Origin of the sequence: Pseudomonas sp. PS01300, assembly GCF_029960155.1 — a bacterium.
GTDB classification, from domain to species: Bacteria; Pseudomonadota; Gammaproteobacteria; order Pseudomonadales; family Pseudomonadaceae; genus Aquipseudomonas; species Aquipseudomonas palmensis.
Genome location: NZ_JASCPN010000042.1, coordinates 27,193 through 50,270, shown reverse-complemented (window position 1 = coordinate 50,270; position 23,078 = coordinate 27,193). Strand labels below are relative to the sequence as shown.

19 protein-coding genes and 1 riboswitch are annotated in these 23,078 nt (G+C 64.6%); of the genes, 6 read left to right on the top strand and 13 right to left on the bottom strand.

Annotation, left to right across the window (positions count from 1 at the left end; all coding sequences use genetic code 11):
- Positions 1–81: 81 nt before the first annotated feature.
- Complete coding sequence (gene thiC, locus QMX96_RS18920; protein WP_054915742.1) at positions 82–1,962, bottom strand: phosphomethylpyrimidine synthase ThiC; 1,881 nt, start codon at positions 1,960–1,962, stop codon at positions 82–84.
- Positions 1,963–2,108: 146 nt separating this feature from the next.
- Positions 2,109–2,214: riboswitch (TPP riboswitch) on the bottom strand.
- A gap of 142 nt (positions 2,215–2,356) precedes the next feature.
- Between thiC and QMX96_RS18915 the strand changes: the two genes are divergently transcribed.
- On the top strand, positions 2,357–3,787 hold the full coding sequence (locus tag QMX96_RS18915; protein WP_043863566.1) for a TolC family outer membrane protein: 1,431 nt from the start codon (positions 2,357–2,359) through the stop codon (positions 3,785–3,787).
- A gap of 77 nt (positions 3,788–3,864) precedes the next feature.
- On the opposite strand, the gene waaA is transcribed toward QMX96_RS18915, so the two are convergent.
- A complete protein-coding gene (gene waaA, locus QMX96_RS18910; RefSeq protein WP_100632907.1) occupies positions 3,865–5,139 on the bottom strand; it encodes a lipid IV(A) 3-deoxy-D-manno-octulosonic acid transferase in 1,275 nt (424 codons plus the stop codon).
- A 14-nt stretch (positions 5,140–5,153) separates the two neighbouring features.
- Positions 5,154–6,044, bottom strand: coding sequence for a LysR family transcriptional regulator (locus QMX96_RS18905; RefSeq protein ID WP_236176705.1), 891 nt, complete (start codon positions 6,042–6,044; stop codon positions 5,154–5,156).
- Between the two features lie 85 nt (positions 6,045–6,129).
- On the opposite strand from QMX96_RS18905, the gene QMX96_RS18900 reads away from it, so the two are divergent.
- The 4 genes from QMX96_RS18900 to QMX96_RS18885 all read left to right on the top strand — a co-directional run bounded on the left by QMX96_RS18900 (position 6,130) and on the right by QMX96_RS18885 (position 9,509).
- Entirely contained in the window at positions 6,130–6,462 is a 333-nt protein-coding gene (locus tag QMX96_RS18900) for a multidrug efflux SMR transporter (RefSeq protein WP_043863569.1), read from the top strand.
- Positions 6,463–6,530: 68 nt separating this feature from the next.
- Positions 6,531–7,706, top strand: coding sequence for an FAD-dependent oxidoreductase (locus tag QMX96_RS18895; protein WP_078479863.1), 1,176 nt, complete (start codon positions 6,531–6,533; stop codon positions 7,704–7,706).
- A complete protein-coding gene (locus tag QMX96_RS18890) occupies positions 7,703–8,515 on the top strand; it encodes an aldo/keto reductase (protein WP_058541609.1) in 813 nt (270 codons plus the stop codon). Before QMX96_RS18895 ends, QMX96_RS18890 begins: the two co-directional genes overlap by 4 nt.
- A gap of 40 nt (positions 8,516–8,555) precedes the next feature.
- Positions 8,556–9,509 carry a hypothetical protein gene (locus QMX96_RS18885; RefSeq protein ID WP_043863572.1) on the top strand — a complete coding sequence of 318 codons (954 nt, stop codon included), beginning with the start codon at positions 8,556–8,558 and terminating at the stop codon, positions 9,507–9,509.
- Positions 9,510–9,545: 36 nt separating this feature from the next.
- On the opposite strand, the gene hldE is transcribed toward QMX96_RS18885, so the two are convergent.
- The 3 genes from hldE to QMX96_RS18870 form a co-directional block, all read right to left on the bottom strand.
- Positions 9,546–10,967 carry a bifunctional D-glycero-beta-D-manno-heptose-7-phosphate kinase/D-glycero-beta-D-manno-heptose 1-phosphate adenylyltransferase HldE gene (gene hldE / locus QMX96_RS18880; protein ID WP_043863573.1) on the bottom strand — a complete coding sequence of 474 codons (1,422 nt, stop codon included), beginning with the start codon at positions 10,965–10,967 and terminating at the stop codon, positions 9,546–9,548.
- A 122-nt stretch (positions 10,968–11,089) separates the two neighbouring features.
- Positions 11,090–12,898: a lipid A export permease/ATP-binding protein MsbA gene (msbA, locus tag QMX96_RS18875; protein ID WP_058541611.1), complete on the bottom strand. Its 1,809-nt coding sequence runs from the start codon at positions 12,896–12,898 to the stop codon at positions 11,090–11,092.
- A 15-nt stretch (positions 12,899–12,913) separates the two neighbouring features.
- Positions 12,914–14,089 (bottom strand): O-antigen ligase family protein, encoded by a 1,176-nt coding sequence (locus QMX96_RS18870; protein ID WP_282362221.1) that lies wholly within the window; start codon positions 14,087–14,089, stop codon positions 12,914–12,916.
- A gap of 100 nt (positions 14,090–14,189) precedes the next feature.
- On the opposite strand from QMX96_RS18870, the gene QMX96_RS18865 reads away from it, so the two are divergent.
- Positions 14,190–14,795, top strand: coding sequence for a lipopolysaccharide kinase InaA family protein (locus QMX96_RS18865; protein ID WP_282362220.1), 606 nt, complete (start codon positions 14,190–14,192; stop codon positions 14,793–14,795).
- On the opposite strand, the gene QMX96_RS18860 is transcribed toward QMX96_RS18865, so the two are convergent.
- The 7 genes from QMX96_RS18860 to QMX96_RS18830 all read right to left on the bottom strand — a co-directional run bounded on the left by QMX96_RS18860 (position 14,781) and on the right by QMX96_RS18830 (position 22,964).
- On the bottom strand, positions 14,781–15,893 hold the full coding sequence (locus tag QMX96_RS18860) for a glycosyltransferase (protein WP_282362219.1): 1,113 nt from the start codon (positions 15,891–15,893) through the stop codon (positions 14,781–14,783). The two genes, QMX96_RS18865 and QMX96_RS18860, sit on opposite strands and share 15 nt — an antisense overlap.
- Positions 15,894–15,941: 48 nt before the next feature.
- The gene (locus QMX96_RS18855; RefSeq protein WP_282362218.1) at positions 15,942–16,715 is read right to left on the bottom strand and encodes a glycosyltransferase family 2 protein; all 774 of its coding nucleotides are present in this window, start codon (positions 16,713–16,715) and stop codon (positions 15,942–15,944) included.
- Between the two features lie 69 nt (positions 16,716–16,784).
- Positions 16,785–17,741, bottom strand: a complete 957-nt coding sequence (locus tag QMX96_RS18850; protein ID WP_282362217.1) for a glycosyltransferase — start codon at positions 17,739–17,741, stop codon at positions 16,785–16,787.
- A 49-nt stretch (positions 17,742–17,790) separates the two neighbouring features.
- On the bottom strand, positions 17,791–19,200 hold the full coding sequence (locus tag QMX96_RS18845) for a PIG-L family deacetylase (RefSeq protein WP_282362223.1): 1,410 nt from the start codon (positions 19,198–19,200) through the stop codon (positions 17,791–17,793).
- A complete protein-coding gene (locus tag QMX96_RS18840) occupies positions 19,197–20,093 on the bottom strand; it encodes an antimicrobial resistance protein Mig-14 (protein ID WP_043863580.1) in 897 nt (298 codons plus the stop codon). Before QMX96_RS18840 ends, QMX96_RS18845 begins: the two co-directional genes overlap by 4 nt.
- On the bottom strand, positions 20,093–21,223 hold the full coding sequence (locus QMX96_RS18835; protein WP_054915750.1) for a glycosyltransferase: 1,131 nt from the start codon (positions 21,221–21,223) through the stop codon (positions 20,093–20,095). Before QMX96_RS18835 ends, QMX96_RS18840 begins: the two co-directional genes overlap by 1 nt.
- Positions 21,207–22,964: a carbamoyltransferase gene (locus QMX96_RS18830; protein WP_043863582.1), complete on the bottom strand. Its 1,758-nt coding sequence runs from the start codon at positions 22,962–22,964 to the stop codon at positions 21,207–21,209. The genes QMX96_RS18835 and QMX96_RS18830 overlap by 17 nt, the downstream gene beginning before the upstream one ends.
- Positions 22,965–23,078: the final 114 nt, after the last annotated feature.

Below are 23,078 nucleotides of genomic sequence, written 5' to 3'. Positions count from 1 at the left end.
GGTCAAGCCCGCTCCCACGGGGTATCGCTGATCTCTAGGGCAGCGGCATACCTGTGGGAGCGGGCTTGACCCGCGATGCTTTCAGACCTTCTGGTACAACTGGCTGCCTTCCTGGCGGAACCGCTCGGCCTGCTCGCGCATGCCCTCTTCTACCGCCACCTCGACCGGCTGGTTGGCGGCGTATTCACGCACTTCCTGGGTGATCTTCATCGAGCAGAACTTCGGCCCGCACATCGAGCAGAAGTGCGCGACCTTGGCCGAATCCTTGGGCAGGGTCTCGTCGTGGAACGAGCGTGCGGTGTCCGGGTCCAGGCCCAGGTTGAACTGGTCTTCCCAGCGGAACTCGAACCGCGCCTTGCTCAAGGCGTTGTCGCGGATCTGCGCGCCCGGGTGCCCCTTGGCCAGGTCCGCCGCGTGCGCGGCGATCTTGTAGGTGATGATGCCGGTCTTGACGTCGTCCTTGTTCGGCAGCCCCAGGTGCTCCTTGGGCGTCACGTAGCAGAGCATCGCGCAACCGAACCAGCCGATCATCGCCGCACCGATGCCCGAGGTGATGTGGTCGTACCCCGGCGCGATGTCGGTGGTCAGCGGGCCCAGGGTGTAGAACGGCGCCTCGTCGCAGCACTCGAGCTGCTTGTCCATGTTCTCCTTGATCAACTGCATCGGCACGTGGCCGGGGCCTTCGATCATGCACTGCACGTCATGCTTCCAGGCGATCTTGGTCAGCTCGCCCAGGGTCTCCAGCTCGCCGAACTGCGCCGCGTCGTTGGCGTCGGCGATCGAGCCCGGACGCAGGCCGTCGCCCAGCGAGAAGCTGACGTCGTAGGCCTTCATGATTTCGCAGATTTCGTCGAAATGGGTGTAGAGGAAGTTTTCCTTGTGATGCGCCAGGCACCACTTGGCCATGATCGAGCCGCCGCGGCTGACGATGCCGGTCACGCGCTTGGCGGTCAGCGGCACGTAGCGCAGCAGCACGCCGGCATGGATGGTGAAGTAGTCCACGCCCTGCTCGGCCTGTTCGATCAGGGTGTCGCGAAACAGCTCCCAGGTCAGGTCCTCGGCCACGCCGTTGACCTTCTCCAGTGCCTGGTAGATCGGCACCGTACCGATCGGCACCGGCGAGTTGCGGATGATCCACTCGCGGGTTTCATGGATGTGCTTGCCGGTGGACAGGTCCATTACCGTGTCCGAGCCCCAGCGGATGCCCCAGGTCAGCTTGGCCACTTCTTCCTCGATGGAGGAGCCCAGCGCGCTGTTGCCGATGTTGCCGTTGACCTTCACCAGGAAATTGCGGCCGATGATCATCGGCTCCAGCTCCACATGGTTGATGTTGGCCGGAATGATCGCGCGGCCGCGAGCGACTTCCTCGCGTACGAATTCGGCGGTGATCTCCTTGGGGATGCTTGCGCCGAAGCTGTGCCCGGCGTGCTGCTGGTCGAGCAGGCCGGCGGCGCGGGCCTCCTGCAGCTTCATGTTCTCGCGGATGGCCACGTACTCCATCTCGGCGGTGATGATGCCCTGACGCGCGTAGTGCATCTGGCTGACGTTGGCGCCGGCCTTGGCCCGGCGCGGGTTGCGCACGTGGGCAAAGCGCAGCTTGGTCAGTTCCACGTCGTTCAGGCGCATCTGGCCGAAACTGGAGGACAGCCCGGCCAGGCGCTCGGTGTCGCCGCGCGCGTCGATCCAGGCCGAGCGCACATCGCCCAGGCCCTTGCGCACGTCGATCTGCACGGTGGGGTCGGTGTAGGGGCCGGAGGTGTCGTACACCAGCACCGGCGCGTTGGCTTCGCCGCCGAAATCGGTGGGGGTGTCGTCCAGGCTGATTTCGCGCATGGGCACCTGGATATCGGGGCGCGAGCCCTGCACGTAGATCTTGCGCGAACGGGTGAACGGCTGCACGGACTGCTCGTCGACCTTGGCCGATTCACTCAGGTGCGCGGGGTATTTTTGTTTTTGGCTCATCACAGGCTCTCCAGACGGGTTGGCAGTCGGAGTGAACCTGAAAGGCACGGGCGCACCAGGGCTGGTGCTGTGCCGAAAACGGAAGATGCCACACCAGCCAAAAAGCTGAAATGACAATCCCGCAGCCGACACAAGAGGGCTCGCGGGAGACGAGCAATCTTGTTCCCTACGCAGGCGCTAACCTGATCAGGTTCAACGGGATCCGGAATTATCCGATCTCAGCCTCAACGCAAGGCACCCCGACAAGAACGCGCCCAGCATAGACCGGTGCGACGCGAAACGCCAACAGTCCAAGCACAAGCATGATAAAAGGCGCAAATAGCGGATTGTTGCAAAATGCCTGCGCAACTACACTCATCGGTTCAGAAATACTCAACCGTTCAAGGACTGCCCTATGCTGCGCAAACTTTCACTGGCCCTCGCCGTGTCGTGTGCTACCAACGGAATGGCCTGGGCAGCAGAACCGCCCCTGTCGGTACGCACCGATCTGGTCAGCGTGTATCAGGAAGCGGTGAACAACAACGCCGACCTGGCCGCTGCCCGCGCCGACTACGGCGCCCGCAAGGAAGTGGTGCCCCAGGCCCGTGCCGGCCTGCTGCCCAACCTCTCGGCCGGCGCCGAGATGATGAACAGCCGTACGAAGATCGATCACCCCTCGATCACCGCCAACCGCAGCGGCAACTCCTGGCAGGCCACCCTGGCCCAGCCGATCTTCCGCGCCGACCGCTGGTTCCAGTTGCAGGCAGCCGAAGCGGTGAACGAACAGGCGGCGCTGGAGCTGTCGGCCACCGAACAGAACCTGATTCTGCAAAGTGCCGAGAACTACTTCGCCGTGCTGCGCGCCCAGGACACCCTGGCCTCGACCAAGGCCGAAGAAGCCGCGTTCAAGCGCCAGCTCGACCAGAGCAACGAGCGCTTCGATGTAGGCCTGTCGGACAAGACCGACGTGCTGCAGTCCCAGGCCAGCTACGACACCGCACGGGCCAACCGCATCGTCGCGCAGCGCCAGGTGGACGACGCCTTCGAGGCCCTGGTGACCCTGACCAACCGCGACTACAACTCGGTGCAGGGCATCGTGCACACCCTGCCGGTGCAGGTACCCACGCCCAATGACGCCAAGGCCTGGGTAGAAACCGCCGCAAAGCAGAACCTGAACCTGCAGGCCACCAACTACGCGGTCAACGCGGCCGAGGAAACCCTGCGCCAGCGCAAGGCCGGGCACGCGCCGACGGTGGACGCGGTGGCGCGCTACCAGAAGGGTGACAACGACAGCCTGGGCTTCAGCAACCCCAACCTGACGGGCCAGAACTACCGCGGCGACGTGGAGCAGACCAGCATCGGCCTGCAGCTGAACATCCCGATCTACAGTGGCGGGCTGACCAGCTCGCAGGTGCGCGAGGCGTACCAGCGCCTGAGCCAGAGCGAACAGCAGCGCGAGAGCCTGCGTCGCCAGGTGGTGGAAAACACCCGCAACCTGCACCGCGCGGTGAACACCGACGTGGAGCAGGTGCAGGCGCGCAAGCAGTCGATCATTTCCAACCAGAGTGCGCTGGAAGCGACCGAAATCGGTTACCAGGTGGGTACGCGCAACATCGTCGACGTGCTGGATGCACAGCGCCAGCTGTACACCTCGGTGCGCGACTACAACAACACCCGGTATGACTACATCCTCGACAACCTGCGCCTGAAGCAGGCCGCCGGGACCTTGAGCCCGCAAGACCTGAATGACCTGGGTCGCTACCTCAAGCCCGACTACAACCCGGACAAGGACTTCCTGCCGCCGGACCTGGCCAAGGCGGCGCAAGCCAATTTCGAAAGGCCCTGAAACAGCTTCGCCGGCAAGGCCGGCTCCTACAGGTGTTGCGCACCCGTGTAGGAGCCGGCCTTACCGGCGAACAGGCCTCACGCCTTGAGCAGATTCCCCAGCCCATCCAGCAGGCGCTTCAACGCCCCCTGATTGGCCCGCATCACCCCGACCCCCGCCTCGCCCATCTTCAGTGCATCACTGGGCAGCTCGATCAGGCGCCGCACCTCGGCCGCCAGCCCCTGGGCATCATCCACTTCGCACAACGCCCCCGCCTCGCGCAGCATTGCCGCGATCTCGAGAAAGTTGAACAGATGCGGCCCACTCAGCACTGGCCTGGCCAGTGCAGCCGGCTCCAGCAGATTGTGCCCGCCGTTGGGCACCAGGCTGCCGCCGACGAACGCGATGTCCGCCAGCGCATACAGAAACAGCAGCTCGCCCATGGTATCGCCCAGCAGTACCTGGCAATCCGCCGTCACCGGCGCACCGCCAGAGCGGCGCACCGTGGAAAACTGCGCTGCGCACAACCCATGCACCGCGTTGAAGCGCTCCGGATGGCGCGGTACCAGCATCAGCAGCGCGTCCGAATGGTGCGCCAGCAACTGCCGATGCGCTGCCAGGATCACCTCGTCCTCGCCCTCATGGGTGCTTGCGGCAATCCACACCGGCCGTTGCAGCGCCTGCCACTCTTCACGCAGTGCCCTGGCGCGCACCGGCAGCTGCGCATCGATGGTCAGGTCGAACTTGATCGAGCCGGTCACCTGCACGCACTCGGGCCGCGCACCGAGCTGGCGAAAACGCTCGGCCTCGGTTTCGGTCTGCACCGCGATCAGGCTCATCTCGGCCAGCATCGGCCGGGTCAGCCCGGCAAAACGCGCATAGCCCTTGGCCGAACGCGCCGACAACCGCGCATTGGCCAGTGCCACCGGTATGCCACGTCGGGCGCACTGGTGGATATGGTTGGGCCACAGCTCGGTCTCCATGATCACCGCCAGTTGCGGGCGAGCACGCTCCAGAAACCGCGCCGCCGCCCACGGCAGGTCGTACGGCAGGTAGCAGTGCTGGATGCGTGGCTCGTTTGCGAACAGCGCCTGGATGCGCTCGGAACCGGTGGGCGTCATGCAGGTGATGGTGATCGGCAACTGTGGATAACGTTGCAGCAGGGCACGCACCATCGGCGCGGCGGCGATGCTCTCGCCCACCGACACCGCATGCACCCAGATGCCCCCCGGCTGCAGGGGCGGCAGCTTCAGGCCGAAGCGCTCGGCAATGCGCCGGGCATAGGCCGGCGCCTTGCGCGAACGCAGGTACAGGCGCAGCGCGACCAGCGGCAGGCCCAGGTGAAACAGCAGGGTATATAGGGTTCTGTTCATGGCGCCGAAGTGTACTAGCCAATGGCGCACAAATGCACTGCGAAGCGCTCGGCCAGCCAGCGCGCGGCCGGCCCCAGCGGCTCGTCGCGGCGCCACGCCAACTCCACCACCAGCGCCGGCGGGCGCCACTCGCTGGCAAGCTCCACCATCTGCTGCTGGTAGGCCGGGTACTGCACCACATGGCGCGGCAGCCAGGCCCAGCCCAGCCCGCGCATGAGCATCTCGGCCATCACGTAGAAGCTGTCGGCGCGCCAGATCTGCGGGCTGATCGGTTCGCCGCCAGGGTAGCCACTCTGCTGGGGCGTGATCAGCAACTGACGGTGCTGCGCCAGGTGCTGGCGGTTGACGCTGGCCAGTTGCGCCAGCGGGTGATGCACCGCGCACACGGTGACCATCTCCACGCTGCCCAGCGCCTGGCGCTCCAGCGCTGCAGGCATGTGCTCGTGGTGGAACATCAGACCCAGGTCGGCACGGCGCTCCAGCAACTTGCGCGCCACATCGCCCTGGGCACCGCTGGCCACCTGGATTTCCAGCAGCGGGTACTGCACGGCCAGCTCGTCGAGGCTGTCGAGCACCGGCTGGAAGGGCATGGCCTCGTCCTGCGCCAGGCGCAGTTGCGCCTCCTGCCCGCGCATCAGCGCCTGCGCCCGACCGTCCAGGCGCTCGCACTGGCGCAGCAGCTCGCGTGCCTCCTCGAGCAACGCCTGGCCGGCATCGGTCAGGCGCGGCTGACGCCCGCTGCTACGCTCGAACAGCGTGACCCCAAGGTCGGCCTCAAACAACGCGATGGCGTTGCTGACCGCCGACTGGGCCTTGCGCTGCTCACGCGCCACCGCCGAGAACGAGCGCAGTTCGGCGACCCGCACGAAGGTGCGCAGCTGTTCGAGGTTCCATTGACCGTGCATGCCCGCCTATCTCCAGAATAGATAGGTAATGACTTTACCCCATTGCGCCATCCTCTAGAATGCGCGACCAGAACAGAGGACTACCATGAACGCCTATACCTACCTGGCCATCGCCATCTGCGCCGAAGTCATTGCCACCGCCTCGATGAAGGCGGTCAAGGGCCTGAGTACGCCGCTGCCCCTGCTTCTGATGGTGTGCGGCTACATCGTGGCGTTCTGGATGCTGACCCTGGTGGTGCGCAGCATTCCGGTAGGCATTGCCTACGCCATCTGGTCGGGCCTGGGCATCGTGCTGATCAGCATCGCGGCGCTGGTGATCTACGGGCAGAAACTGGATGTGCCGGCCATGCTCGGCATGGCCATGATCGTCGGCGGCGTGGTGGTGATCCAGGTGTTCTCCAAAACCACCGGGCATTGATGAGCGACAGGGTACGAAACCTCACAGGCTGTATACTGCGCTCCTGTCTTTGCTTGTGAGGTGCGTGCATGTCATCCGTTATTTCCACCGACGTGCTGATCGTCGGCGCAGGGGTCGCAGGCCTCTGGCTCAATGCCCGCCTGCGCCGCCTGGGCTACTCGACGGTGCTGGTGGAACGCGCCAGCCTCGGTGGCGAGCAGACCCTCAAGTCCCAGGGGATCATCCACGGCGGTGCCAAGTACGCCCTGCACGGTGCGCTCACCGGCGCCTCCGAGGCCATTGCCGACATGCCGCGGCGCTGGCGCGAGGCCCTGGCCGGCAACGGCGAACTGGACCTGAGCGGCGTGCGCCTGCTGTCCGAGGCGCACTACCTGTGGTCGCCCGGCACCCTGGCCGGCAACCTCACCAGCTTCTTCGCCAGCAAGGCGGTACGCGGCCGGGTCGACCAGGTCAAGGGCGACCAGTTGCCCCCTGCCCTGCAGGACCGTGCCTTCAAGGGCAAGGTGTACCGCCTGGCCGAACTGGTGGTGGACGTGCCGAGCCTGCTCGCGCGCCTGGCAGAGCTGGCCGGCGACAGCCTGCTGGCCGGTGAACATATCGAACCGCTGCATGAAGGTGACGAACTGGTCGGCTTGCGTGTCGATGGCCGCGATATCCGCGCCCAGCGCGTGGTGCTCAGCGCCGGTGCCGGCAATGCCGCGCTGCTGCAAAGCCTGGGCCTGAGCCAGCCGGCCATGCAGCGCCGACCGCTGCACATGGTCATGGCCAAGGGCCCGAGCCTCAAGCCCCTGTACGCCCACTGCCTGGGCGGCGGGCCCAAGCCGCGCATCACCGTGACCACCCACCCGGCCGCCGACGGCCAGTGGGTGTGGTACCTGGGCGGCGACCTGGCCGAAGCCGAGGGCGTTGCGCGCGAACCCGAAGCGCAGATCGCTGCCGCCCGCAAGGAGGTCGCGGGGCTGCTGCCCTGGGTCGACCTCAGCCAGGTGCAGTGGGCCACCGTGCGTGTCGACCGCGCCGAACCTGCGCAATCGGGCCTGGTGCGCCCCGACAACGCCTTCCTCGCCGACCAGCAGCGCCTGCTGGTGGGCTGGCCGACCAAGCTGGCCCTGGCACCGGACTTCGCTGACCGCGTGCTGAACAGCCTGGAACGTGACGATATCAAGCCAGGCAATCTGCCTGCCCTGCCGCCCCTGCCAAAACCGCCCCTGGCACAACCGGTATGGGAGCAACTGCTGCCATGAGCCTGCCGACCCTGCACCCCTATCACCGCCCGCTGGGCAGCACCGGCCTGAGCGTTTCCCCGCTGGGGCTGGGCACGGTCAAGCTGGGCCGCGACCAGGGCGTCAAATACCCCAACGGCTTCACCATCCCCGACGACGACGAGGCCCGCCTGCTGCTGCGCCAGGCCCGCGAGCTGGGCATCAACCTGATCGACACCGCACCGGCCTATGGCCGCAGCGAAGAGCGGCTGGGCCCATTGCTGCGCGGCCAGCGCCACGACTGGGTGATCGTCAGCAAGGTCGGCGAAGAGTTCGACGACGGCCACTCGCACTTCGACTTCAGCGCCGCCCACACGCGCCGCTCGGTGGAACGCAGCCTCCAGCGCCTTGAAACAGATTGTATCGATCTTGTACTGGTGCATTCCGACGGCAACGATCTGCGCATTCTGCAGCAGGAAGCGGTGTACGAAACCCTGGCCCGACTCAAGCAGGAAGGCAAGATTCGCGGCTTCGGGCTGTCCGGCAAAACCGTCGAAGGTGGGCTGCAGGCCCTGCAATCAGGCGATTGCGCGATGGTTACCTACAACCTCGACGAGCAGGGCGAACGCCCGGTGCTGGACTATGCTGCCGAACACGGCAAGGCCATCCTGGTGAAAAAGGCCCTGGCCAGTGGTCATGCCTGCCTGGCCCCGGGCGTCGACCCGGTGCGGGCCAGCTTCGAGCTGCTGTTTGCCCACCCCGGGGTGAGCAGTGCTATTGTCGGCACCATCAATCCCGTGCACCTGGCCCACAACGTGGGCGTGGTCGCCAAGATCCTGAGCCAGCGCTGAGCCGCCGCCGCGGCCGACCCCAACGCAAGAAGGAGCCGAGATGCCGCGCACGCTGATCCGCAAGAACCCCAGCAACTTCAAGACCCTGCCCCTGCATGTGGAAGCCGGCCCCGAGGGCCTGAGCTACCAGAGCATCGGCATGCCGCTGAACTTTGCCCAGACCCTGCAGCGGCGCAAGGCCATCCAGGTGGCCGACCCCGAGCGCTTCGCCGTGGAGCTGGCCAACCTGGGCGTTTCGGTGCGCCTCACCCTGCAGTGGCAGAACCGCGACTACTGGGTACTGGTGCGCCAGCGCCGCCAGGACCGCGGTGATGTGGTGCTCAAGCTGATCTCCGGTTACGTGCCCGCTCAGGAACTGAACCTGCCCTTGCACACGGCCGTGCAGGAAGTGGCCGAGGAATGCCTGCTGGAGACCCCGGAAGGCTGGCTTGGGGGGCGTTTCAACGACACCTGGTTGCCGGCGCCGTACGCCGACGCGCTGCATTACCGTGAAGCGATGCCCTTCGTGCTGACCCCTCACTCGGGGGCCGCGCGACCGGTGCGCTGTGGCAACCAGCCGCTGATCGAGCGACCGCGAGCCTATGTCCACCTGCCCACGGCGTCACTGCAACTGATTTATGACCTGCGCCTGCAAGTGCCCAGGGAAGCCAAATCATTGAGCCTGTTCCATGTGGACGAGCGCCTTGAGGGCGACCAACTGGTGGCACGCCTCAACCGCAGCCGGCCAGACTTGTACCTGATGCCGCTGGAAGACGGTCAGCCGCAGGCCGAGCTGTACACCCTGAAGAAGGACCGATTGGTGCCGGCGAGTACACGTGGTATCTACCTGGCCGAAAGCTTTGCCCGACAGGATGGCTGGCTGGTGCGTGAAGAGCGGATTCGCTGGAAGGACTGGCTGAGGCAGCAGGGGCTGGTGGCGCCCAGGCCGGACTCGAAACTTAAAAGGCTGACGGGCAAGGCCCGCCAGCTGTTGGGGCTGGCTTTGCAGAAGTAGGACGTTTTTGCAGGCCCTAATCGCGGGTCAAACCACTCAGTTCTTGCGGATTTTCTCCACGATCGCCGTGGTCGAGCTGTTTTCCACCAGCCCCAGCACCTTCACCGTACCGCCATAGGCCTTGACGATATCGGCGCCCACCACCTGATCGATGCCGTAGTCGCCACCCTTGACCAGCACGTCGGGCTTGACCTCGGCAAGCAGGTTTTCCGGGGTGCCTTCGGAGAAGCTGATGACCCAGTCCACTGCCCCCAGCCCCGCCAGCACCGCCATGCGCCGGTCGACACTGTTGATCGGGCGACCCGGCCCCTTCAGGCGACTGACCGAAGCATCGTCATTGACCGCCACGATCAACCGGTCGCCCTGCGCACGCGCCTGCTCCAGGTAGGTCACGTGCCCGGCATGCAGAATGTCGAAGCAGCCATTGGTGAACACGATCTTCTCGTTGTGCGCCCGCGCATCGTCGATGGCCAGCAGCAACTGCTCAAGACTCAGCACCCCGCGCTCGGAGCCTTCTTCGCGCTGGATGGCGCGGCGCAGTTCCGGCGCGCTGATGGCCGCCGTACCCAGCTTGCCGACCACGATGCCGGCAGCCAGGTTGGCCAGACCGACCGCATGGGGCAGCTCCTCACCGGCGGCGATCGCCGCCGCCAGGGTGGAGATCACGGTATCGCCGGCACCGGTCACATCGAACACTTCACGCGCCCGTGCCGGCAGGTGCATGGCCGGATGGCCCGGGCGCAGCAAGGTCATGCCGTGCTCGCCTCGGGTCACCAGCAAGGCGCCCAGTTCCAGCTCGCGCATCAGCTCGCCGCCCTTGCTGACCAGTTCGGTCTCGTCGGCGCAATGCCCGACGATGGCCTCGAACTCGCCCAGATTCGGCGTGATGACGCTGGCGCCGCGGTAGATCGAGAAATCCTTGCCCTTGGGGTCGGCCAGCACCGGAATGCCCTTGGCCCGCGCGGCCTGAATCAGGCTCTGATGGTTCTTCAATGCGCCTTTGCCGTAGTCGGACAGCACCAGCACCTTCACCCCTTCGAGCAGGGCGTCGACTTCGGCGCCCAGCGACAGCGGGTCGGTGGCAAAGGGCTCTTCGAAATCGATGCGCAGCAGTTGCTGGTGACGGCTCATGACCCGCAGCTTGACGATGGTCGGCTGATGGGCGATGCGCTGGAAGATCGAACGAACCCCCGCTGCCTGCAGGCTGTTGGCCAGACTGTCGGCGGCCTCGTCCTGGCCGGTGACGCCCACCAGCGAGGCCGGCGCACCCAGCGCGGCAATGTTCAGCGCAACGTTGGCCGCACCACCCGGACGGTCCTCGATCTGCTCGACCTTGACCACCGGTACCGGGGCTTCAGGTGAAATGCGAGAGGTACCGCCATGCCAGTAGCGGTCGAGCATGACATCCCCGACCACCAGTACCGGAGCTTGATCGAAACGCGGCATGGACAACTTCATGGGCAACCCATATAGACAAAATGAACAGGGGCGGGATATTAGCACAGCCCTGGCACCGGCCTGTTCGGCGCCGGTAACCTGCTGTGACAACCAGGGCGCAGAACGCGCCCTGGCAGGGTGACTCAGGTGATGTCGGCCTTGGCCGGCTCATCCAGGCCCATGGCGTGCAGGCGCGCGTAATAGCCGTTTTCGGCCAGCAACTGGCCATGCGTGCCACGCTCGACGATGCGCCCCTGATCCATCACCAGGATCAGGTCGGCCTTCTCGATGGTCGACAGGCGGTGCGCGATCACCAGAGTGGTACGGCCTTTCATCACCTGGTCCAGGGCGGCCTGGATGTGCCGCTCCGACTCGGTATCGAGGGCCGAGGTGGCCTCGTCCAGAATCAGCAGCGGTGCATTCTTGAGCAGGGCCCTGGCGATCGCCAGACGCTGGCGCTGGCCGCCGGACAGCAGCACGCCGTTCTCGCCGACCTCGGTGTCCAGCCCTTGGGGCAACTGATCGATGAACTCCTTGGCATAGGCATCGGCTGCCGCAGCCTCGATCTGCTCGCGCGGCGCACCGGCCAGGTCACCGTAGGCGATGTTGTTGGCCACGGTGTCGTTGAACAGGGTCACATGCTGGGTCACCTGGGCAATGTGCCGACGCAGGTTACGCAGGCGGTACTGCTCCACCTCCACGCCATCGAGCAGGATCTCGCCCTCGGCATGCGGGTAGAAACGCGGTATCAGGCTGGCCAGGGTCGACTTGCCGCTGCCCGAACGCCCAACCAGCGCCACCATCTGACCCGGCTCGGCGGTGAAGCTGATGTCATCGAGCACGCGGCGCTCGCTACCCGGGTAGGTGAAGCTCAGGTGGCGTACATCCAGACGCCCGGTAACCCGGTCGCGCTCGACGGTGCCGTGGTCGACTTCCGGCTCCACATCCAGCTGCTCGAAGATGCTCTCGGCCCCCGACACACCCTTCTGGATGGTCGAGCTGACTTCCGACAGCTGGCGGATCGGCTTGGGCAGCAGACCGGCCGCGGTGATGTAGGCCACCAGGTCGCCGGCGGTGGAGTCGCCGCGCAGGTACAGCACCAGGAACATCAGCACGGCCATGGCCGAGTAGATCACCAGTTGCAGCATCGGTGTATACACCGCGCTGGTCTTGGTCATGCGCAGCTGCTTCTCGGTGTTGCTCTGGCTGGCATCGGCGAAGCGCTGCTGCTCGTAGTTCTCGCCCCCGAAACTGCGCACCACGCGATAGCCCTGGATGGTCTCGGACGCGACATGCGTCACATCGCCCATGGCCACCTGGATCTTCTTGCTCTGCTTGCGGAATTTCTTGCTCGAACTGCTGACCATCAGCGCGATCAGCGGCAGGATCGCCAGCATCACGATGGTCAGCTTCCAGTTCATCCACAGCAGATAGCCGAACAGGAACACCACGGTCAGGCCTTCGCGGATCACCACCTTGATTGCATCGGTGGCGGCGCCGGTGACCATGGTCACGTTGAAGGTGATACGCGAAATCAGGTGTCCGGAGTTGTGGCTGTCGAAATAGCGGTTGGGCAGTACCAGCAGCTTGTTGAACAACTCCACCCGCAGGTCGTGCACCAGGCCCAGAGAAACCTTGGCCAGAAAGAAGTTGCCCAGAAACGAGCCCAGGCCCTGCCAGGCGGCGATCAGCACGATCAGCAGCGGCACGGCCTGCAACAGTTGGAGGTCACGCAGGTAAGGCACGTTGGGGAACAACACCGCTTCGGGATTGCTCAGCCCATCGACGAAATACTTGAGGATGCCCGCCAGCATGGGCTGGGTCGAGGCGAATATCACGAAGCCGAGGATACTCAGCAGGAAAATGCCAATGTAGGGCTTTACGTAGGTCAACAGTCGGAAATAGATCTTCAGACTGGAGCTCTGCTGCGCCGTGCGCGGTGTTTCAGCCATCTTCGAGCTCACTGTTCAGGTTGAACGATCGATTTTATCACAGCCTGCCGATTGGGCACGCGCCCACACCAGCACGCTGGCCAACCCCACTGGCAGCCAACTGATGAACCATTCGGCACGGGGGGTGCCGGTCAGGCTCGCAGCGTCGAACTGCATGGCCAGGGTGCAGAACAGCCACAGACCGATGAGGCCCTTGCCCAACAGCGTGTCGCGGGCACGCCACCCCTCCCTGAGCACCAGCAGCCACACTGCAGCCCACAGCAACAGGCCAGGCACACCCAGCTCGATACCAATGTGGGTGAACATGTTGTGCGAGTGATCGAAGGCGATACCGTTGGCCACCACCTTGAACTGCGTACCGAGGCCCAACCCCAGCCAGGGATGGTCGGCGATCATCTGGAGCGCGCTGTTGAAAATCTCGGGACGATAGGAAACGCCGCGCAAAACGATCAGTCGGTAGACCATCAGAAAGCCCAGTACCGAAATGATCAGCGCCCCAGCGGCAAGCACTCGACTGCGCCGGTCACGGCACCAAAGCGGCATTGCCACGACGGTAAGCAGAAGGGCCAGCGCAGCGCCGCGGCTTTGGCCAAGCATCACGAAGGCCCCCAGACATACCACCGAAAGTGCCCATAAAAGCTGCATCCAGCGCTGTTGCGGCATCCAGTGCAACATCCAGACAATGGCCGCACCCACCACGTAGGCACCCAGAATCGGATGGGAAATTTCACCGATGCCTTGCAGCCGAGCCACCCATGGGCGTCCCAGGACTCCGTAGAAGTGGACGATCGAGATTGCAGCGGCCAACCCCAGACCGATGCCACCCCATTGCATCAAAAGTAAAAATCGCTGCGTACCTGCACTGGCCAGCAAAGGAAACGCCAACAGGAACAGGATGATGTAGAACAGCCGCTTGCCCTCCCGGATCGGCTCTTCACCTACGGCCCAGCTCAACGACACCAGGCCCCAGCCCAGCAACATAAGCACGCTCATGCACAGCGCGCGCTGCTGTGCCCACAATCGGCCGAACTGCTCCCGGGCCGACCAGCCCAGTACCAGGGTCGGTAGCCAAAGAAACGCGATCAGACCTTGCTGATAAATCTTGTTACTAGGCGCCAGAGCAATACCTGCCAGAAACCAGAGCAGCCCTACAGCCAACCACAATTGCGCCCAGCGACTCGCGTACATCATCCCTTCCCCATTCAATCCAAGCGACCAACATGGTGCATTCTTTTAGTTTTCGGCATTATGCCCTGTCATTCCTGCTCGCTATTTCGACAAGGCCATCTACATGCAATGCTCCCGGCTCCCTCAGGCCGACCTCAACCAACTGATCGTCGGTGCCCAGATACTGGAAGCTGACAGCTACGGTGCGAAAGTCTACCTGCTAGAGAACGGCAATATCCTTAAACTTTTCCGGCGCAAGCGCCTGCTGTCGTCGGCGTTGCTGCGGCCCTACTCCCGCCGCTTCATCGACAACGCCGCCAGGCTGGAGCAGTTGGGCATTCCGACTCTGCGTGTATTGGCGCATTACCGCCTGGAAAAGCCCGGCATGACGGCGGTGCTGTACCACCCCCTGCCAGGCCAGACGCTGAGCCAGCTCAGCCGCAAGGAAGGCTTCAGCTGGCAGCAGGCACTGCCGGACATGGTCCGCCTGGTACGGACCCTGCATCGATCGGGGGTATATTTTCGCTCGCTGCACCTGGGCAACATCGTGGTGACGCCCGACCAGCAGTGGGGGCTGATCGATGTGGCGGACATGCGTTTTCTACGCGGGCCGCTGAGCCGGCGCATGATCAAGCGCAACATACAGCACTTCGCCCGCTACCTGTCACGTGAAAAACTCGGCGGGAGCTTCCCCCTCGCCGAGCTGGAACAGGCCCTACTGGCTCCCTGAGTCAGGCTTGACCGCCCACATTTCCCGCAGGGTTCGACTGAAGCATTCCCAGGCTTGCTCCGGTGCCAGCGAGCGGTACTGCGCCTGGGCAACGGCGGTTGCCGGCAGGCTGGCGCAACGCTCGATGGCAGCAGCCCACTCCTGCACATCACCGACCCGAGCGTAAAGACCGCTATCGCCCAACTGTTCATGGAACACCGGCAGGTCACTGCACAGCACCGGCACGCCGGCAATGACTGCCTCCTGCAGTACCAGGCCCAGGCCCTCGGCCCGGGAAGGCACGAGCAACCAGTCGAACGCCTGGTACAGGCACTCCAGAATGTCGCAATGCCCTGTCAGCGATACCTTGCCCTGCAGGCCCAGCGCCTGGATCTTTTGCTGCAGCAATGGGCGCTCGGGGCCTTCGCCGAGAATGACCAGGCGCAGATCGGGTTGCGCCCGGCTGGCGTCGGCAAATGCATCGATCAGGTAGTCGAACCCCTTGTCCATGACCAGGCGACCGACAGCCCCCATGATCCGCACACCGGGCTCCCTCAACCCCATGACCTGGCGCGCTTGCTGCGCTGTCAGTTGCTCGGCGCAAAAACGGGTAGGTTCCAACGCGGTACGCAAGGCCGTCACCTTCAGGCCCAGCTCGGCCTGCAATGACGCCGCCAGCGTGGCCGACACCGCCACCAGTGACAGCTGCGCCGGCTTGAACCCGCGCAACAGCGCCACGTCACTGGGATGCAAACGGGTCTTGCCGTGAAACACCACGGTCGCCTTTACCTCAGGCAGGCCCTTGAGCACAGGCAAGATCAGGCGCGACACACCCACCCCATCGAGCAGCAAGGCGTCGGCATCGGCCTCCAGCAGCGCCTTGCGCAGGCGGGCGCGCAACCAGGGCTGCAGCAGCCCCCACACATGACGACCCTTTATCAGGCGCTGTGGCAGGTTCCATTCCCGCGTTGCGCCCGGGGCGCACGCAGCCCCATGGCCCTGCAGCAACCAGCTGTTCACAGAGATGTCAGGAGGCACCAGCGAAAGAATCTGCTGGTGGACCTTGTGCACGGAGACGAACGGCGAGCCACCTGCCCACATGATATTGATGACGTTCACTGGCCAGCCCACCTTGATTCACCTATCACTGGAAAGGCAGAAAACGACTCACGACAACAGAAGAGCAAGGCCAACTCCCACCACCAACCCCGCTATTGCCGCCAACGACAACCGAACACGCTCGCGCTGCTTGCGACGTGCCTTGCGCAGCCGCTCCTCGGGCATCGTGACGTGATGGCCGAATCCGGTGTGCAGTACCGCATCGCCTTCAAGGGTCACAGCAGTCAGTTCAAGTTCGGCATACCGCTTTGACAGCGACTTTTCACCGCCATGCGCAGCGAAGGGTGCACATAGATGATAGTCACTCAGGCGCCGCAGCCCTGGGTTCAGCGAGAAAGACTGCCACTCGGGCTTGTCCGAGAGCAGTGGGTAGCAAGGGACCCCAGCGATGATCTCGCGCTCGCCCAGATGAATGTAGGGGCTGTTGACGTTGAGGTCGTAGACGAAATTGCGCAGCCATACCTGCAGCAGTTTCGGCCGCGCCTCGAGAATCGCTCGCGAATCTTCGACGAAGGCCGGGCGATAGAACCGCCAGTCATCCTCGCAATGAAAGATGTACGGGGTTTTGACATGACCGTAGGCCAGGTCGATCGACGCCAGCTGCCCAAGCTTGGGCTTGTTCACGAACACCGTGCAGTAAGGCTTCCAGTGCTCCGGTATGGCGTCGTGCACGGCCTCCTCACCGCTGTCTTCGGTGATGAAAACCTCACGGATAGGCGCCGTGTTGAACTGATCGAAGCTGTCCAGCGTCAGCTTGAGCAGATCGAACCGCCCGCAGCTGGTCACTACCAGCGTCACATCACTCTTTTCACTAAATTGCACAGCAACCCCCGGTAAATACATCCATGCAGTTGCAACCTCTCCAGTCCGTTCGGGCGGCAGCCCAGGGAGTCAGACCCCCAGTTTCAGACGCAGACGCTGCCAAGCGCTCAATGGTGGGTGAGGACGGAGTACCGGCTGCAACTGCTCGACAATACTGCGCCCGACCTGGGCGAAACTGAAACGTGAAACCGCCAGATCACGGCCGTTGGTAGCAATACGCCGCACCAGGGCCTCATCGGCACGCAGGACCTTCAACTTGGCCTGCAGCTGGGCAATGCTGCCATACAGTACGACGTTGTGCATGTCCTGCAAACCCAGCGCACGATTCTCCGCCTCGCCCTGGTCGAACGCCAGCAGCACGCAACCGCAGGCCATGGCCTCGAAGTTCTTGATCATGTATTCGCCCATGCCGACGTCGGCACTGACGAAGAAACGAATGCGGTTGAGCGTGTCGCAATACTCGGCACCCGAATTGGTACGGGTCACCACCAGGTTCTCGACTTGCCCCAGCTCGTCGAGCAACGCCTTGCGGCCGCTGTAGGCCACACTGTTGGTGCTGCCGACGAAGGCAAGCTCCATGTCCCGCTCGCGCCCCTGGTCGGCCAGCAACTGCTGGTCGTAGCCCTTGGGCACGAACACCGCGTCGAAGCCTTCCTGGCGCAGGCGCTCGCTGACCATGAAGCCCGAGCTGATCACCCGGGCCCAGGGCAGCTTGCGGTAATGCGCGCTGAACTTGCCGGTGTACTTGCACGGAATGTAGTTCTGGTAGGCATCGTGCTCCAGAATGACCAGATTGGGCACGGTACGGATGAAACCGACCTGACGGATCTCCTGCTTGAAGCGCAGGAAGAAGATGATGCGGTCGTACCGGGTGACGTCCACCTCGCGGCGAAAATACCCGCGCAGGTCGCGCTGTTCGGCACTGCTCAACCAGCGCAGGTCGCATTCGCAATGGGCCGCAACCCCTTCGTACAGCCGGTCAAGAATGGCCCGCTGTTCCTTCTGCACCAGAAATAGAACTTTCATTGTCTTCCTTGCGGCGCTCGGGCCACAGCTATGCAGTCATGCACCGGGTTCAGAGGTCCCGGCGCCAGAACAATTCGTGTCGACGTACCGCCTTGCGGAAGAACTCGTTCTCACCGTAAGGCGAAGGCTGACGACCGGCCAGCCAACGTTGCAGCAGGCGACGCAGGCGACGCTTGAAGGGTGCACGCGGCTGCAGGTCATGCATCATGCCCAGGGCCATGGCCTTGTCGCGCTGGGTGTCCAGCGTCAGGCTCAGGCTGTAGGGTGCCCAGGCCTGGCCAGGCTCGACCTGCGGCGGCAAGGCGATGCCGGCACCGCTGTCACCCATCGGCCAGCGATCGTTGTCATGCAGGTGGTTGGCGTAGTACAGCACGCTCTCGGGCTGCCATTGCAGGCCGTGCAACGCTTCGAGCACGGCGGCCTGGGCACACAGGTGGTCCGGATGCGGGTCCAGGGTCGGGTGCGGCATCACCAGCACCTGTGGACGCGCCTGCATGATCAGTGCACGCAGGTCGGCCAGCAGGTTGTTCCAGGTGGGCGCGCCGTCCTGGTCGCCCGGCAGCGACAGGGCGTTGAGCTGGCGGAACAGCCGCGTATCGCTCAGGTCGGCTTCGCGTGAGGCGACGGGCTGATCCGGTGCGGCCTGCATGGCGGGCAACTGCAGGCAGAAGTAGCCCAGTTGCACGCACTGCGCTTCTGGCACACCGGCCCAGCGCGGTACGGCGATACTGTCCCACGCGCGCAAGCGGCCCTTCAGGCGTGCGGCGTGCGCAGGCTCCAGGCCCATCTGCTGGTAATGCTCGGCCTCGATCTCGCCGGCCGTAAGCGTCACAACCCACGCCTCTTCGGCCTGGCTGTACAGCCCGTAGGCGGCCAGTTCCGCATCGTCGGCGTGGGGCGCAATCACCATCACCCGGCGCTGGCGCAGGTCGCTGGCGCGCACCACGATCAGCGACGCAGCCTCGACCACCCGGCAGCAACGCCCGCGGATGCGCAGAGTGCCGGCCAGCAGCGCCGGCGCCTGCCCGGTCAGATTGAGGTAGCGCAGCCCGTCGACCCCGCGCTCCAAGCCCTGCAGATCCGCCCCCCCCTCGCCCGACACCTCGACGCCAGGGTCGCGAAAACGCCCCAGCAGCGAGCTTTTGACACGCACCTGCAGCACCAGCGTCTCATCGCCCGACAGGCTCAATGATGCCGGCGCACGCAGCACCAGGCCATCCAGCGACACCGGCACGCGCTCGCAGGGTTCAGGGAACTCGTACAGATAATCATCACCTGGCGAATAGAACAGGTGATCGGCAAACCATGCCTCGTGAGCCACCCACAACAGCGGCAACAGCACCAGCGCCAGCCACCATTTCACCAGCACGCCCAGGGCGATCAGCACCACCAGAGCGACCAGCAGGCCCACGCGCTTGTTGCGCCGATGGCGCCTGAGCAACTGCTGCTTGCGGCTCACACCTGAAACACCGGCACGGGGTTGCACCATCGGTCCTTGTACTCGCGATCGGCGCGGCCGAAGGAGAACCGCAGCGGCTTGTTCAGCGCGCGCGCGGCTTCCCAGGCGCTCTGTGTGTTGAGAAAGCTCAGCACGCTGCCCGGGCTGAAGGCACGCGTCTCGGGGTCGACGCCGCCGTTGACGTACTCGACGCTGACCCACTCGGGAGCCTCGACGCGGTACACCAGCTGGATCGCGATCGGCTTGTCTTCCAGAAACAGCACCGAGCCGATCAGCAACGCGCGCAGGCGTTCGACCATCTCGGCCATGCGCTCGGCACCGGTGGCCGCAAAGCCCCAGCGGCGCTGGAACAGGTCGCAATACATCGACGCGATCTCGGCACTGGTGAACTCGGTGATGGCCCGCACCTGCCCGCCCGCCTCTTCCAGCAAGCGCAGTTCGCGGCGCTGGTTGTAGCGAAACTTCTTCGACAGTTCTTCGGGCTGGCGTGCCATGGCCAGGGCTTCGGGCTGCGCCTTGAGGCCGCTGAAACGGCCCTGGTTGAGCTCGGACAGGTAGCGCCCGGCATGGCGCAGCGGCGCCTGTGCATCGGCAGCGGCCGGCAGAATCAGCTCGGCATTGCCCAGGTCGAACAGGCCCTTCTTGCCCCGGCGCTTGAGCACGTCCTTGGACAGTGCCAGGTAGCGGTCCCAGGTGGGTATGGCCGCCTTCAGTTCGTCACCCTGGTACCAGCCCAGGTAACGCACCGGAATATCGGCCATCTCGGCCAGTTGCGCGAGCACCAGCGGGTGGGTCGCCACACTGCCGCCAAAGCGCTGCCAGGCGTCGGCGTAGGCCGGCGCATCGATCACGCGCCAGCCGCGCTCACGCCAGCCTTGTACATAATTGAGCATCAGGCCTGCCCCGTCAGTTCGACAACCTGGGGAAGGTGCCAGAAAGTCTCGCGCACGGCCGTGTCGGAGAAGCGTTCGCGCAGGCGCTCGAGCATGCGCTCGGCACAGGCCTGGCGTTGCGCCTGGTCCAGCTCGGCCAGGTGTTGCAGGCCTTGCGCCAGACGCTCGGCATCCCCGAGCGGGAACAGGATGCCGACACCTTCGACCACTTCCTTGGCGCCACCGCAGGCGGTGGCCAGCAACGGCACGCCGGCCACCATCGCTTCGAGCAGCACCATGCCGAAAGGCTCGTGGTCCGAGCTCAGGGCAAACACGTCGAAGGCACTGAAATAGCGCCGTGCATCCGGTACCTGGCCGAGAAAGTCCACCTGTGCGGCAATCCCCAGCGCCTCGGCCTGCGCCTTGAGCGCGTGCTCCAGGCGGCCGGTGCCCAGCACTGCCAGGCGGGCGCCTGCCGGCAGTGCCGGCAGTGCCTGGGCAAACCCGCGCAGCAAGGTGGCCTGGTCCTTGTCCGGGTGCAGGCGGCCGACGTTGCCGACGATCCATGCCTTCGCATCCAGGCCCAGGGCCTGGCGCGCCTGCGCGGCGGGCACCAGGCTGGCCTGCAGGGCGTCGATGTCGATGCGGTTGTACAGCGTCTGGATACGCTCGGCCGGCCACTTGGGCAGGCACTGGCGCATGTCGTCGCGCACCGCGTCCGACACCCCGAGCAGGCTCAGGCGTTTGCTGAACAGGTTGGCGAACAGCTGGCGGGTACGCCGCTGGTAGTCGCCAAAGGCGTGGTGCACGCCGATCACCGGCAGGCGGGTGGCCAGCAGGGCGATGTAGATAGGCTTGAAGCGATGGGCGATGCAGAAGCTGAATCGGCGCGACGCGGCAATGCGGCGCAGTTCGCGAATCGCGCCCAGCTTCAAGCCACGAATGGCCTTGGAGCTGAACTCGAGAAACAGCACTTCATCGCTCGCACAGCCCGCCGCCACCTGCGGATCGGCGGCGCCGGTGAGAAACACCGTGGTGACGCGGTAGCCCTTGCCCGCGAACAGGCTGGCGTACTGACGGGCGCAATCGAGAAACGGCCCGTCATAGCCGTGGCAAAACTGCAGGACGTGCCGTTCAGCCAACGCTGTCATAAGCTTTCGCGCCGTCCTTGACCACCAGGATGTCTTCCATGATCAGGTACTGCAGGTCCGAGCCGAAGAACATGTTCAGGGCATCGGTCGGCGAGCAGATCATCGGTTCGCCACGACGGTTGAGCGAGGTATTGAGCGACACGCCGTTGCCGGTCAGCGTCTCCAGCGCCTTCATCATGTCGTAGTAGCGCGGGTTGTACTCGCGCTTGAGCACCTGGGCCCGCGAGGTGCCATCTTCGTGGACCACTTCCGGCACGCGGGTCTTCCACTCTTCAGCCACTTCGAAGGTGAAGGTCATGAACGGGGCCGGGTGATCGATCTTGATCATCTGCGGCGCCACGGTGTCGAGCATCGAAGGGCAGAAAGGCCTCCAGCGCTCGCGGAACTTGATCTGGTGGTTGATGCGGTCGGCCACGCCCGGCACGCTCGGGCAGCCGATGATCGAACGTCCGCCCAAGGCCCGCGGGCCGAACTCCATGCGGCCCTGGAACCAGGCCACCGGGTTGCCGTCGACCATGATCCGGGCGATCTGCTCGGGCATGTTGTCCAGCTTGCGCCAGGTCGGCTTGTGTTCGTGACGGGCGCAGGCGGCGATCACGTCCTCGTTGCTGTACGCCGGGCCGAGGTAGACGTGTTCCATCTTCTCGACCGGTACGCCACGGGCGTGGGACACATAGGCGGCAGCACCGACTGCGGTGCCGGCGTCGCCCGAGGCGGGCTGCACGAACAGCTCCTTCACGTCGGGACGGGCGATGATCTTCTGGTTCAGCTTGACGTTCAGCGCGCAGCCGCCGGCAAAGGCCAGCTTGCCGGTTTCCTTGAGCACGTCACCCAGGTAGTAGTCGATCATCTGCAGCGCGAGCTTCTCGAACAGCGCCTGCATGCTGGCCGCATAGTGGATGTACGGCTCGTCGGCGATGTCGCCTTCGCGCTTGGGGCCCAGCCACTCGATCAGCTTGGGCGAGAAGTAGAAACCCTTGCCCTTCTCTTTATAGCGGCGCAGGCCGATGACGTTGGCGTAGTCGGTGTTGATCTCCAGCTCGCCGTTTTCGAAGCTGGCCAGGCGCGAGAAGTCATACTTGCTGGCGTCGCCGTACGGCGCCATGCCCATGACCTTGAACTCGCCGTCGAGCATTTCGAAGCCCAGGAACTCGGTGATCGCGCCATACAGGCCGCCGAGGGAGTCCGGGTCGAAGAATTCCTTGATCTTGTGGATCTTGCCGTTTTCGCCGTAGCCGAAGAACGTGGTGGCGTACTCGCCCTTGCCGTCGATGCCCAGGATCGCGGTCTTTTCCTTGAAACCCGAGCAGTGGTAGGCGCTGGAGGCGTGGGCCAGGTGGTGCTCGACCGGTTCGATCTTGATCTTTTTCGGATCGAAGCCCAGTTGCTCCAGGCACCAGACGATCTTGTTGCGGTAGCGCTTGTAGCGACGGTTGCCCATCAGCAGCGCGTCGAGGGCGCGATCCGGGGCGTACCAGTAGCGCTTGGCGTAGTGCCAGCGGGCCTTGCCGAACAGGCTGATGGGGGCGAACGGAATCGCTACCACATCGACATCGGACGGCTTGATGCCGGCCTGTTCGAGGCAGAACTTCGCCGATTCGTAGGGCATGCGGTTCTTTGCATGTTTGTCGCGCACGAAGCGCTCTTCTTCAGCGGCGGCAATCAGCTTGCCGTCGATGTACAGGGCCGCGGAAGGATCATGGCTAAGGGCGCCGGACAGGCCAAGAATCGTCAATGCCAAGGGTCTAGCCTCTTCAAATCTGTAGATGTGCGCCCCGGCCTCATGGGCGGGTGGCAGCGAAAGGGCGGGATTATAGCGTAAAGCGTGGTACGGAGTGCAGGGCGCACTGCTGGC